Here is a 13,127-nt window from a genome sequence, read left to right as displayed (position 1 = left end):
TATCATTTCAAACGAAACGATGCGGGAAGCAAAATACCGCCCGCATCATTTTTACGTCATGTTATTTTTAGCTATCTATTTCTTTTCTTTTTATAGAGGTTCATATGCTTAAGTGATTCTCCAGTACCTAAAGCCACACAATCCAATGGATCGTTTGCTACAAAGACTGGAACATCCGTTTCATCAGCGATCACATCACTCATATTTTTAAGTAAAGCTCCCCCACCGGTTAAAACGATACCATGATCAATGACGTCTGCTGAGATTTCTGGTGGTGTTTCTTCTAGTGTTTCTCTTACTGCACTTACAATTCCGTCAACGACTTCTTTGATGGCTTCCGCCACATCAATTGCTGGCACCTCAATCGTTTGCGGTAGTCCAGTCAACAAGTCGCGCCCACGGACATCCATTTTCCCGTATTCTGCAGCTTTTTCGATTGATGCACAACCAATTTCTATTTTAATCTGTTCAGCTGTCCGCTCACCAATCAGCAAGTTATATTTCTTACGGATATAGTGGATAATTCCATCGTCCATGCTGTCTCCTGCTAAACGAATCGAACGGCTGCTCACTATTCCGCCAAGCGCAATAGTAGCTACATCAGTCGTACCGCCACCAATATCGACTACCATACTACCCGTTGGATCCATTACCGGTAAGCCCGCACCGACTGCAGCAGCAAAAGGTTCTTCAAGAATAAAGGCATCCTTAGCCCCAGCCATTCTAGTTGCATCGATCACCGCACGTTTTTCAACTTCTGTTACACCGCTTGGCACACAAACCATTACATATGGCTTAGAAGTCGTTTTGCCGATTGCTTTTTCAATGTAATATTTCATCATTGCAGCAGTGGTATCATAATCTGCAATCACACCATTTTTCATAGGTCTAATAGCAACAATCGAACCTGGTGTTCTTCCGATCATGTTTCTTGCATCTTCACCAACGGCTACGATTTCTCCAGTATTGATATCTTTTGCAACTACTGAAGGATCTCTTAAGACAATACCTTTGCCATCTACAAATACATTTGTATTCGCTGTTCCTAAATCAATACCGATGTCTTTATTTCCAAATCTAAACACATTATTTCATCCTCTCAAGTCAGTCTAACAGTCTAAATTTCTCAGAAACCATACGTTTTACATTTGATTACTTGTCAGACTCTAAAACAGTATAACAAAAAAAAGGTTATATTGCCTTATCAGAAACCATCATACTTTATTTTCCTGTTCATAACATTAAATATTCTCTTATTTTAATAGAAATTTAAGTTAAAATCAATATCCCATTATGGGTACAACGAATAATGCTGATATAGTTTTGGCAGAAAGCGCTTTGCTTTCTATTCATTTTTATTTATTGATAAACCGATGATCGATTTCCCAAATAGCTCTTTATTATAATAAAACAATAAAAAAAAACCTGGCAATAAATGCCAAGTCTTTTGCAAAGTTTAAATTTAATTAAGCTTTGTTTACGTTTGCTGCTTGAGGTCCACGGTTTCCTTCTTCAACGTCGAAAGTTACTGCTTGTCCTTCTTCTAGAGATTTGAATCCTTCTCCTTGGATAGCTGAGAAGTGTACGAATACGTCGTCTCCGTCTTCACGTTCGATAAAACCAAAACCTTTTTCTGCGTTAAACCATTTTACTGTACCTTGTTCCATAATAAAATATCCTCCTCGTGCGTTTTGCACATTTGTTAATTCTTGCTAACGGTACGAATTGGAATGTTATGAAACAATTCTTATCTGTTACCTCACAAAAACTTAAGACCAGTATAACACGTTTTTTTTTACTTAGCAAGTACAACCATGATCAAGTCGTTTTACAGGTATTTTTTAGAAACGTTAAAAAAGAACTTAGCGGTTTACGCTAAGTTCTTATAAGTTTTAATTTTAAGTTAAATTAAGCTTTATTTACGTTTGCTGCTTGAGGTCCACGGTTTCCTTCTTCAACGTCGAAAGTTACTGCTTGTCCTTCTTCTAGAGATTTGAATCCTTCTCCTTGGATAGCTGAGAAGTGTACGAATACGTCGTCTCCGTCTTCACGTTCGATAAAACCAAAACCTTTTTCTGCATTAAACCATTTTACTGTACCTTGTTCCATAATAAAATATCCTCCTCGTGCGTTAAACACTATATATTTGACATTTTTGTTAACGGTACGAATCGGAATGTTTTGAGACAATTCTTTTTTCTACCTCCAACAAAATGCTAAATTCATTTTATCACAGCATTTTATTTTCCACAAGTAAAACGCTTTATTAAATAAATAAAAAAAAGAACTTAGCGATTTACGCCAAGTTCTTATCAATTTAATTTTAAGTTAAATTAAGCTTTGTTTACGTTTGCTGCTTGAGGTCCGCGGTTTCCTTCTTCAACGTCGAAAGTTACTGCTTGTCCTTCTTCTAAAGATTTGAAGCCGTCTCCTTGGATAGCTGAGAAATGTACGAATACGTCATCTCCACCGTCGCGTTCGATAAAGCCAAAACCTTTTTCTGCGTTAAACCATTTTACTGTACCTTGTTCCATAATGAAATTCCTCCTCGTGCATTTTGCACAAATATAATATTCTTGCTAACGGTACGAATTGGAATGTCTTTTGAAACAATTCTTTTCTTTTACCTAACAAAAACTTAAGTTAAGTATAGCATGGACTAAAAACAATAGCAAGCTAATTCTGCATCACTGTTAATCTTCCTTTTATTAGAAATAGAAAAAAGAACTTAGCGATTTACGCTAAGTTCTTATAAGTTTTAATTTTAAGTTAAATTAAGCTTTGTTTACGTTTGCTGCTTGAGGTCCACGGTTTCCTTCTTCAACGTCGAAAGTTACTGCTTGTCCTTCTTCTAAAGATTTGAAGCCGTCTCCTTGGATAGCTGAGAAATGTACGAATACGTCATCTCCACCGTCGCGTTCGATAAAGCCAAAACCTTTTTCTGCGTTAAACCATTTTACTGTACCTTGTTCCATAATAAAATATCCTCCTCGTGCGTTTTGCACATTTGTTAATTCTTGCTAACGGTACGAATTGGAATGTTATGAAACAATTCTTTTCTTATACCTAAACAAAAACTTAAAATAAGTATAACATGGTTATTTTCTTATGACAAGCCTTTTTCAAAACTAATTTCATTTCCCTGCCTGCAACTGGAAAGAGTCTTCATTAGCTGAACCATGAGTTTGTAAGCTTCATTTAAAATACTTCTAATTCTTTTAAGCTTATGTAGCTTTCTTGCCCTATAATGATATGATCCAGCAATTCGATCCCCATTAATTCTCCACATTCAAACATACGCTTAGTAAATAAAATATCAGCTTCGGATGGAGTCGGATTTCCCGAAGGATGATTATGGCCAACGATCATACGAGCTGCTGAAAACCGGACAGCACCTCTAAAAATCTCGCGGGGATGCGCGACACTTGAATTAAGTCCTCCAATAAAAATCGTTTCTTTTTTTATGATTTCATTTTTAGTATTTAGATACAGCACAATAACATGCTCTTGCTGCAAATCACGCATCTCGCCTAGCAGCATTTCTCCCGCTTTACGGCTGGAAGTGATTTGGCCGATTTTGATTTGAGATGCTTGAGAAATCCGTACGCCTAATTCAATGGCCGCTTTTACTTCAACAGCTTTTATTTTCCCAATACCAGAGATTGCCATTAATTCTTCTATTGAAGCTGTTTTCAGAAAATACAAATCTTCAAATGAATTTAGAACTTCCATAGCTAATGTCATCACATTCGTTCCTTTGATACCTGTCCTCAGTAAAATGGCCAATAATTCATGATTAGCTAAAGCTTTTTCTCCATAAATTTCCAAACGTTCTCTTGGCCTCGAAAAAACCGGTACTTCATTCACTAAACTAGTTACGTTTTCTGTCATAAAAAAACCTCCTCTTCTTCACGAATATATTATCCGCGCAGAGAGGAGATTTTTTTTATTTCTTTTATTCAGCAGTACGATAGGGCTGCTTTTAAAGCTTCACAAAACTGTTCTTTTCAGCAATGAACTCTTTTACTTGAAGTAAATCATCACAAATAGCAAATGCTTTTTGTTTAGCTTCATGGTCAGGTTGAAACAAATCGGGTACCATAATAACATTGATTTCTGCATCATAAGCAGCTCGGATTCCATTCATTGAATCTTCTAAGATGATCGTATGCTCTTTTGCAACACCTAATCTTTCCCAAGCTTTTTCAAAAATCTCAGGATCAGGTTTTGCACGTCTTACTTCATCGCCGCCTATAAAGCAGTCAAAATATTTGTGTACATTCCCGTGTTCTAAAAAGAATGAAACAACTGTTTTAATGTTGCTAGAAGCGACTACTTTTTTGATCTGATTTTCCTCTAAGTACTCAAGCAATTCCAATAAGCCAGGTTTCTTGATCAGCCCATCCTTTTTTATGATGTCAAAAAGCATATCGCTGCTTTCTTTGATAAGTTGAGTCACTTTAGCTTCATCTTCATAGTCTAAGTAAAGATTACGATGCAGCTCTTCATCAGACATTCCAATATACTGAGCATAATAATCATACGTAAAATCTAACCCTATACGATCTGCTACTTCTTTGTTTGCTTGATAATACATTATTTCTGTATCAAACATCAGACCATCCATATCAAAAATAACAGCTTTCACTTGCTCCATTCTCCCCACCCCCTTATTCCTCAGTTGAATCTAGTAAAGTCTGCCTAACTTCTGAAATAAAATACAAGGAACCCGTGATCAAAACAATGTCACTCTCGTCCATTTCTTTCATTGTATCCACCAAGGCTTCTTGCCATTGTTCCTTCATTATTGTTCTTGAATCGGCATAGCTGCTTAAGTCATCGATTGTTGCTGCTCTAGGAAAATCAAAACTTGTTAACACTAAGTGAACATTCGGAAGCTCTGTCAATACATCAAGCATCGGGCCAAGCGCTTTATCGCGTAGAGCAGCGAAAATCAAATAAATTTCTTGCTGGCTAAAATCATGCTTGATCGTTTCGGCTAATCGTCGAATAGCAGGCTCATTATGAGCTCCGTCTAAAATCATTAACGGCTCGTCATTGATTTTTTCCATTCTTCCCGGCCAAAAAGCTTGCTTTAACCCGCGGCGCATCGCTTCATGGCTCACCGCTAATCCCGTTTTATGGCTGTAAATGCGTAATGTTTCAATAGCCACAGCCGCATTTTCAATTTGGTGTTTTCCCAGCATTTCGATTTGAAGTTGATTTAAATAAATGTGTTCATCTTCAAATGTAAACTGTTCTCCCCAGGTAGGCAATGTCTGCCACTTCGAGACACTGAAATCATGGCTAAATCGTTCAATTTCGCTTCCTTGCTCCTCAGCGTATTTTTCAATGACTTGCATCGCTTCTTCAGGAATATTTCCTGTGACGACCGGAACTCCCGGCTTGATAATGCCCGCTTTTTGCAAAGCAATCTCAGGCAAAGTCTCGCCTAAAATTTTCGTGTGATCCAATCCAATAGTCGTGATCGCTGAAACAATCGGGACCACTACATTGGTCGAATCCAACAATCCTCCTAACCCTACTTCGACAATCACTACATCTGCATGACCTTCACCAAAATAAAGAAACATCATCGTGGTGATAATTTCAAATTCACTCGGTCCGCCAAACTCTGTTGCTTCAAGTTCTAAGGTTAGAGGGTAGACAATATTTGCTAACCGCAAAATTTCTTCATCTGAAATCGGCTCTCCGTTCACGCTGATGCGCTCGTTAAATGTTTTAATATAAGGAGAAGTGAACGTACCGACCACTTGTCCATTCGCTTCTAGCATATTTCTTAAAAAAGTAACGGTCGACCCTTTGCCATTTGTTCCTGCTACATGAATGGCTTTTATTTTTTTATCCGGGTGACCGAGTCGTTTTAACATCCATTCCATTCGTTTCAGCCCTGGCTTCATCCCGAAAACACTCGTTCCTGCTACATGAATGGCTTTTATTTTTTTATCCGGGTGACCGAGTCGTTTTAACATCCATTCCATTCGTTTCAGCCCTGGCTTCATCCCGAAAACACTCGTTCCATGAATCCAGCTCAAAGCTTCTTCATAAGTTTTAAACATCTCTTATCCCACCGTTCTTTTAATGCTTATTCCACTACTTATTATAGACTACTCTTCTAAAAGAATACATTTAAAAAGAGCTGGCGTCCTCATAAATAATACAGAGGCGACAGCTCTTTAGTTTGTACATTCGATTAAAGCTGAGCTTTCAGCACACCGATTCGCTCTGATACAATGGCATGTTTTTCAAGGTATTCAGCTTCTTTAGTTTTTTCAGCTGCTACTACAGCTTCTGGAGCATTATCAACAAACTTAGCATTTGATAATTTTCCTTTGACACGTTTAACTTCTTTGTCCCACTTAACCAACTCTTTTTCAAGACGGGCAATTTCTTCCTCTAAGTTGATCAAACCTGCTAGCGGCAGATAAATTTCAGCGCCTGTAATAACAGCGCTCATCGCTGTTTCAGGAGCTTCTACGTTACTGGAAATGGTTAGAACTTCCGGGTTGCAGAAACGTTCAATATACGAAACATTTTCTTTTAAGAACTGTTCTGCTGTTTCGTCATTGGTTTTGATCATCAGTTCAATCGGTTTTGATAAAGGCGTATTCACTTCTGAACGAATATTTCGAACCGAACGAATCAATTCCATCAAAATATCCATTCCTTTAGTAGCCGCTTCATCAGATAATTCTGGACGTACTACCGGATAATCCGCAATCACTAGCGACTCGCCTTCGTGGGGGATGTTTTCCCAAATTTCTTCCGTCACGAATGGCATAATCGGGTGCAGCAGGCGTAACGTTTGATCTAAAACATGAGCCAAAATACTTCTAGTCGTTTGTTTGGCTGTTTCATTTTCGCCAAACAATACTTCCTTACTCATTTCAATGTACCAGTCACAAAAATCATCCCAAATAAAATGATACAAAATCCGACCGGCTTCGCCGAACTCAAAACGTTCAGACGTATCAGTGACTTTTTGAATGGTTTCATTTAATTTAGTTAAAATCCAGCGATCCGCAACGGTTTTTTCACCAGTCAAATCTATTTGCTCAACAGTAAAGTTTTCCATATTCATCAATGCGAAACGACTAGCGTTCCAAATTTTATTGATGAAGTTCCAAGCAGCGTCCATTTTATCGTAACTGAAACGCACATCTTGACCAGGAGAAGATCCGTTCGATAAGAACCAGCGCAGTGCATCTGCACCATATTGATCGATCACATCCATCGGATCAATCCCATTGCCTAATGACTTACTCATTTTGCGTCCCTCTTCATCGCGAATCAGACCATGAATCAAAACGTTCTTAAACGGTCTTTTTCCAGTAAATTCCAAACTCTGGAAAATCATCCGGCTGACCCAGAAGAAAATAATGTCGTAGCCTGTAACCAATGTGTCCGTTGGGAAGTACCGTTTAAAATCTTCCGCTTCTTCATCTGGCCAGCCCATTGTTGAAAACGGCCATAAAGCTGAGCTAAACCAAGTGTCCAATACATCCGGATCTTGAACCCAATCCTCGCTGTTTTCCGGCGCTTCCATGCCGACATACAATTCGCCAGTCGTCTTATGGTACCAAGCCGGAATTCGATGTCCCCACCATAGTTGACGTGAAATAACCCAATCGTGAACATTTTCCATCCAACGCATATACGTATTCTCAAAACGATCAGGGACAAAAGACACTTTGTTATCTGTTTCTTGATTGTCTATCGCTTCTTTTGCTAAAGACTCCATTTTAACAAACCATTGTGTTGATAAACGCGGTTCGACTACTACTCCTGTACGTTCAGAATGTCCGACACTGTGAACCATTTTTTCAATTTTGATTAAATGACCTTCTGCTTCCAGATCTTTAACAACTGCTTTACGAGCTGCAAATCGATCCATTCCAGCATACTTGCCAGCCAGCTCATTCATCGTTCCATCTTCATGCATCACGTTGACACGCGGCAAATCATGACGGTTCCCGACTTCAAAGTCATTAGGGTCATGGGCAGGGGTGATCTTAACAACCCCTGTACCAAAGTCCTTTTCAACGTATTCATCAGCAACAATCGGTATTTCACGGTTCATTAACGGTAATAAAACAGTTTTCCCAATTAATTGCTGGTAACGTTCATCTTCAGGATGCACAGCAATTGCAGTATCGCCTAACATTGTTTCAGGACGAGTAGTAGCAATTTCAACAACACCGCTGCCATCGGACAACGGGTAGCTCATGTGGTAAAAAGCTCCTTCAACGTCTTTATGGATCACTTCAATATCTGATAAAGCTGTTTTAGCTTTTGGATCCCAGTTGATAATATACTCGCCGCGATAAATCAGTTTCTTTTCATACATTGTAACGAAAACTTTTTTTACGGCTTCTGACAAGCCGTCATCTAATGTAAAACGCTCGCGGCTGTAATCAACTGATATTCCAACTTTAGCCCATTGTTGGCGGATAACCTCTGCATATTCTTCTTTCCAATCCCAGACCGTTTCAATAAATTTTTCACGACCTAAATCATAGCGAGAAATGCCTTTTTCTGCTAATTTTTCTTCTACTTTTGCCTGAGTCGCAATTCCAGCGTGATCCATTCCAGGCAACCACAAAGTATCGTAGCCTTGCATGCGTTTTTGTCGAATAATGATGTCTTGCAAAGCTGTATCCCACGCATGCCCTAAATGAAGTTTTCCAGTAACATTTGGCGGAGGTATAACAATAGAGTAAGGTTGCTTTGTTTTGTCTCCACTTGGTTTAAACAAATCTTTTTCTAACCATTTTTCATAGCGGCCTGCTTCAACTTCTTTTGGTTGATATTTTGTCGCCATCTTCAGTTCATCTGCCATGTCCCTTAACCCCTTTTTCATTTTTTTAAAGCTGCTATTATATAAAACGACAAAAAAAGCACCCATCCTAATGTATAATCATTAGGACGAATGCTTTAGAATTCGCGGTACCACCTAGTTTGCATATTCGTTATTCCCGAATATACCTCTCTCTTCACGTTTTTAACGTAACGTCACTCCGTACAAGGTTACTCTTTCTTCACCCTGTCAGCTCCCAAGCTACCTTCATCTTATTTCGGTTAAGAACTCCCACCATCTGTTCTTTTCTCTATTAAACCAAAAATAACATTACTCTTCTTGTTCATCGCTTTTAAGTATGTCTTATTTTAGCATTGAAAAGGTGGTAATTCAATCCTGTATTTTATAATTCGGAATTAAACTCAACGAGCAGCTTTTGCAACTTCAATAGCTTTGTCATAGTTTGGTTCATCAACCATTTCAGATACGATTTCTTTGTAGATTAATTTTCCGCTTGCATCGATTACAAACACAGAACGCGCTAATACATTCATTTCAGGGACAAATAAACCGTATGCTTTGCCGAAAGAAGCATCCGTATCGTGCAACATCTCCATTTCGATACCTTCTCCAGCACACCAATTTTCTTGTTGTTCTTTTGTATTTGTTGAGATCGTCATTAACTGTACGCCTTCGATAGCACTTGCTGCTGAATTGAAAGCTTTCGTTTGAACCGCACAAACACGTGTATCAATGTCCGGTACGACACTGATTAAAACAACTTTTCCGTTAAATTGTTTCAATTCAATGGTCTCATCTTTTAAATTTTTCACTGAAAAATCCGGTGCTTGTTCTCCCACTGCGGGTTGCGTGCCTTCAACTTTAAAAGGAGTGCCTTTTCTTGTGATTTCCATGTATATCGCTCCTATTCATATATAAACCTACTTCTTTAGTATACGCTGGCTGGAAAGAAAAATGCAACCTTTACCATTTTAATTGCTTCACTAACTACAAAGCGAATACCTATTTAACTACTGGATGAAGCAGCCAGTCATTGTAACAAACCAACGTTAAAATTTCACTGGTTAAGTCAATATACCGGATATCCACGTGTTCCGGCACATTAACCCTTCCTGGAGCAAAATTTAATATCGCCGTAATCCCTCCATCTACCAACATCTCTACTGCCTCTTGAGAAAATTCGCTAGGGACCGTAGAGATGGCCACATGAATTTCTTCTCTTAGTAACACTTCTTTCATCTGATCAATCGAATAAACCGGAACTCCTGATAATATTTTGCCGGAATTCTCTTCACATTTCTCGAAGCCGCATGTAATTTTCAAATTTTGATCTCTACGGAAATTATTTTCGATTAACGCTTTCCCAAGGTTTCCAACTCCGATTAAAGCAATCTTAATGATTTTATTCACATTCAATAACTCATTAAATACTTTTGTAACATAATCTACCTCATAACCGTATCCGCTTCTGCCTAATTCCCCGAAATGAGAAAAATCACGTCGAATAGTTGCAGAAGGAATCTGCGTTAACTGACTGATTTCATTTGATTTTATTCGCTTTACTCCGCTATCTTGCAACTTTTTTAAACAACGATAATAAATAGGCATTCTTCTGGCTGTTGCTTTTGGAATCTGACTTCCCATTTGTTCCTCTTTCACTAAAAGCCCTCCTCTTTTGCACCCTTTCTCTTTGCATCATATCATTACAATTGCATAAACTCAATCTTTTTGTGATTAACATCACATTCAATTTCATATGGTTAATCTATTTCTCAATAAAATTCCTATTGAATTGAAACGAAATGATTAACGTACTTCTTTTTCCTATACTCCCGATGACATTTTCTCCTCAAACACAAAAAAGCCTGAACCAATTAAAGTTCAGGCTTTTTGAGCTTAAAGCAAATCAGAAAAAGCTTCTTTTTGCTGTTCTTCTAAAGTGTCTCCCACTTTGATTTTTGAAATAACTAATCCTTCCATTGCACGTTGAATCAAGCCTTCTACATCTAACCGAGCTTCGTATTTACGCGTTTTTTCCACATCCGGTTTTGTTTTTGGAGCAGGCGGAGCGAAAATCGTACAACAGTCTTCAAAAGGTTGGATAGATAATTCAAAGGTATCGATTTTTTGAGCAATTTCGATGATTTCATTTTTATCCATAGAAACAACTGGACGAATAACCGGAGTAGTGGTCACATCGTTGATGGCAATCATGCTATGCATCGTTTGAGAGGCTACTTGTCCAAGAGATTCACCATTAATAATGGCCAATCCTCTCCGTTCTTCACGGATACGGTCTGTGATTCGCATCATCATACGCCGTGTTACAGTCATTAGATATCCCTCTGGTATGCTCTTTTTGATTTCTTCTTGTATCTCAGTAAAAGGCACTTCAATAAACTGAACGCTGCCGACAAAAGCTGCTAATTTCGATGTTAAATCTTTAGCTTTTTGTAAAGCTCGCGGACTTGTATAAGGCGGACTATGGAAATGAACGGCTTCCACTTCAACTCCCCGTTTCATCGTTAGGTACCCAGCCACCGGAGAATCGATTCCTCCTGATAACATCAACATACCCTTACCGCTTGAACCTACAGGCAACCCCCCAGCTCCTAGTATCGTTTGACTAGACAAGAAAAATCCTTCTTTGCGAATTTCGACGCGTAAATCGATATCGGGCTTCTTCACTTGAACAGTGATGCCTTCGACATGTTTAAGAACTTCAGCACCTAATAATTGATTGATGTCATTCGTATCTAATTCAAACTCATGATCTGAACGACGTGTTGAAATTTTAAATGTTTTTCCTTCTGTATACAATTCTTGTACCATAGCCACCGCTGTTTTTTTTACTTGTTCCATGTCACGCTCAAGACGCATCACAGGCGAAAAATTTTGAATACCAAAAATTGGTTTCAATCGTTCTAAAACAACTTCGCTATCTGCACCATTTAACGTCAAATGCATCCGATCGCGACCGCCATGAATTTTTAGCTCATCAAAGTCATGTAAAGCAAATTTCACGTTTTGTACTAATTTATTGATAAAAGATTTTTTATTTTTTCCTTTAGTGGACAATTCGCCATAGCGAACCATTACTTCATCGTATTGCATATTAAATTCCCGCTCCTTTTCTTTTATGCGTTGATTGCTTGAAATTGATGGTACAGCTCATCGAATACATTTAAAAATTGTTTAGCTTCTTCCATCGTATTCGTATCTGTCAAACTAACTCGAACTGCATTTGTGGCAATAAACTCCGGAACATTCATTGCTCCTAAAGTACTAGAACTTGTTTTACTGCGGCTGGAACACGCACTTGTCGTAGAAATGTAAATGTCTTTTTCCTCAAAAGCATGCACCATCACTTCGCCTCTAATGCCTTTTAAACCATAACAAAGAATATGCGGAGCTCCTTCCTCACTAGAAAAAAGAGTTACTTTTGGATATTTTTTCAATGCATCAGCCAAATAGTTTTTTATCTTTTTTTGGAGAGCTTGTTTTTCGACAGCATCAGATAAGACTAACCGCAAAGCTTTAGTCATTGCAGCAATTCCTGCAATGTTCTCCGTCCCACTACGCAACCCAGCTTCTTGACCTCCGCCGTTCAATAATGGAGCAATTTTCTTGCCTTTTTTCAAATAAATAAATCCTACGCCTTTTGGCCCATGAAATTTATGACTTGAAAATGAAGCGATATCGATACGTGAGTCAGGACCTAACAACAAAGGCTGTTTCCCAACAGCCTGGACAGCATCTACATGAAAATGGACAGAGGGATAGTCTTCTAATACTTTTCCAATAGCTTCAAGCGGTTGAATGCTGCCCACTTCGTTATTGATTGCCATAACAGAAACCATAATGGTGTCTGGCCGAAGAGCTTGTTTTAAATCTTCGATTGAAATAACTCCTTTTTTATCAACAGGTAAATAAGTCACTTCGAATCCCAATTGTTCTAATTGATGCATCGTCTCTTTAACTGCCGGGTGTTCAATAGCTGTTGTAATCAAATGTTTGCCAAAAACACTTTTTTCAATGGCCGTTCCTTTAATCGCCCAGTTATCGCCTTCCGTTCCGCCACTTGTAAAATAAATCTCTTGTGGAGTGACATCTATTAACGACGCTATCTGTGCACGTGATTGTTGCAGTAATCCCGCAGCCTGATCGCCTAATTTATGAAGACTAGAAGGGTTGCCATTGATACTTTGGCTGACTTTTAAAAAGGTTTGCAAAACCCCTTCATCGATTTGTGTTGTTGCGCTGTTATCAAAATATATCATTATTGATC

13 protein-coding genes and 1 other annotated feature are annotated in these 13,127 nt (G+C 38.5%); all 13 genes read right to left on the bottom strand.

Annotation, left to right across the window (positions count from 1 at the left end):
- Positions 1-71 precede the first annotated feature (71 nt).
- Complete coding sequence (locus NY10_RS00960; RefSeq protein ID WP_058918228.1) at positions 72-1,085, bottom strand: rod shape-determining protein; 1,014 nt, start codon at positions 1,083-1,085, stop codon at positions 72-74.
- A 381-nt stretch (positions 1,086-1,466) separates the two neighbouring features.
- A complete protein-coding gene (locus NY10_RS00955) occupies positions 1,467-1,667 on the bottom strand; it encodes a cold-shock protein (protein WP_058918227.1) in 201 nt (66 codons plus the stop codon).
- A gap of 241 nt (positions 1,668-1,908) precedes the next feature.
- Complete coding sequence (locus NY10_RS00950; protein ID WP_058918227.1) at positions 1,909-2,109, bottom strand: cold-shock protein; 201 nt, start codon at positions 2,107-2,109, stop codon at positions 1,909-1,911.
- Positions 2,110-2,333: 224 nt separating this feature from the next.
- A complete protein-coding gene (locus NY10_RS00945) occupies positions 2,334-2,534 on the bottom strand; it encodes a cold-shock protein (RefSeq protein ID WP_058918226.1) in 201 nt (66 codons plus the stop codon).
- Between the two features lie 240 nt (positions 2,535-2,774).
- A complete protein-coding gene (locus tag NY10_RS00940; RefSeq protein ID WP_058918226.1) occupies positions 2,775-2,975 on the bottom strand; it encodes a cold-shock protein in 201 nt (66 codons plus the stop codon).
- A 223-nt stretch (positions 2,976-3,198) separates the two neighbouring features.
- Complete coding sequence (gene radC / locus NY10_RS00935; RefSeq protein ID WP_058918225.1) at positions 3,199-3,891, bottom strand: RadC family protein; 693 nt, start codon at positions 3,889-3,891, stop codon at positions 3,199-3,201.
- 91 nt (positions 3,892-3,982) lie between these two features.
- Complete coding sequence (locus NY10_RS00930; RefSeq protein WP_058918224.1) at positions 3,983-4,657, bottom strand: HAD family hydrolase; 675 nt, start codon at positions 4,655-4,657, stop codon at positions 3,983-3,985.
- Between the two features lie 13 nt (positions 4,658-4,670).
- The gene (locus NY10_RS00925; RefSeq protein WP_335338708.1) at positions 4,671-6,080 is read right to left on the bottom strand and encodes a bifunctional folylpolyglutamate synthase/dihydrofolate synthase; all 1,410 of its coding nucleotides are present in this window, start codon (positions 6,078-6,080) and stop codon (positions 4,671-4,673) included.
- Between the two features lie 134 nt (positions 6,081-6,214).
- Positions 6,215-8,860 (bottom strand): valine--tRNA ligase, encoded by a 2,646-nt coding sequence (locus NY10_RS00920; RefSeq protein WP_058918223.1) that lies wholly within the window; start codon positions 8,858-8,860, stop codon positions 6,215-6,217.
- A gap of 79 nt (positions 8,861-8,939) precedes the next feature.
- Positions 8,940-9,174: a binding site (T-box leader), on the bottom strand.
- A 66-nt stretch (positions 9,175-9,240) separates the two neighbouring features.
- Complete coding sequence (gene tpx / locus NY10_RS00915; protein ID WP_058918222.1) at positions 9,241-9,732, bottom strand: thiol peroxidase; 492 nt, start codon at positions 9,730-9,732, stop codon at positions 9,241-9,243.
- Positions 9,733-9,841: 109 nt separating this feature from the next.
- Positions 9,842-10,483, bottom strand: a complete 642-nt coding sequence (locus tag NY10_RS00910; protein ID WP_058920185.1) for a redox-sensing transcriptional repressor Rex — start codon at positions 10,481-10,483, stop codon at positions 9,842-9,844.
- A 252-nt stretch (positions 10,484-10,735) separates the two neighbouring features.
- Positions 10,736-11,953: a tRNA uracil 4-sulfurtransferase ThiI gene (gene thiI, locus NY10_RS00905; protein ID WP_058918221.1), complete on the bottom strand. Its 1,218-nt coding sequence runs from the start codon at positions 11,951-11,953 to the stop codon at positions 10,736-10,738.
- Positions 11,954-11,976: 23 nt separating this feature from the next.
- Complete coding sequence (locus NY10_RS00900; RefSeq protein ID WP_058918220.1) at positions 11,977-13,119, bottom strand: cysteine desulfurase family protein; 1,143 nt, start codon at positions 13,117-13,119, stop codon at positions 11,977-11,979.
- Between the last annotated feature and the right edge of the window lie 8 nt (positions 13,120-13,127).

Origin of the sequence: Carnobacterium sp. CP1 (assembly GCF_001483965.1) — a bacterium.
GTDB lineage: Bacteria > Bacillota > Bacilli > Lactobacillales > Carnobacteriaceae > Carnobacterium_A > Carnobacterium_A antarcticum.
This window is presented reverse-complemented; position numbering and strand designations above follow the sequence as displayed.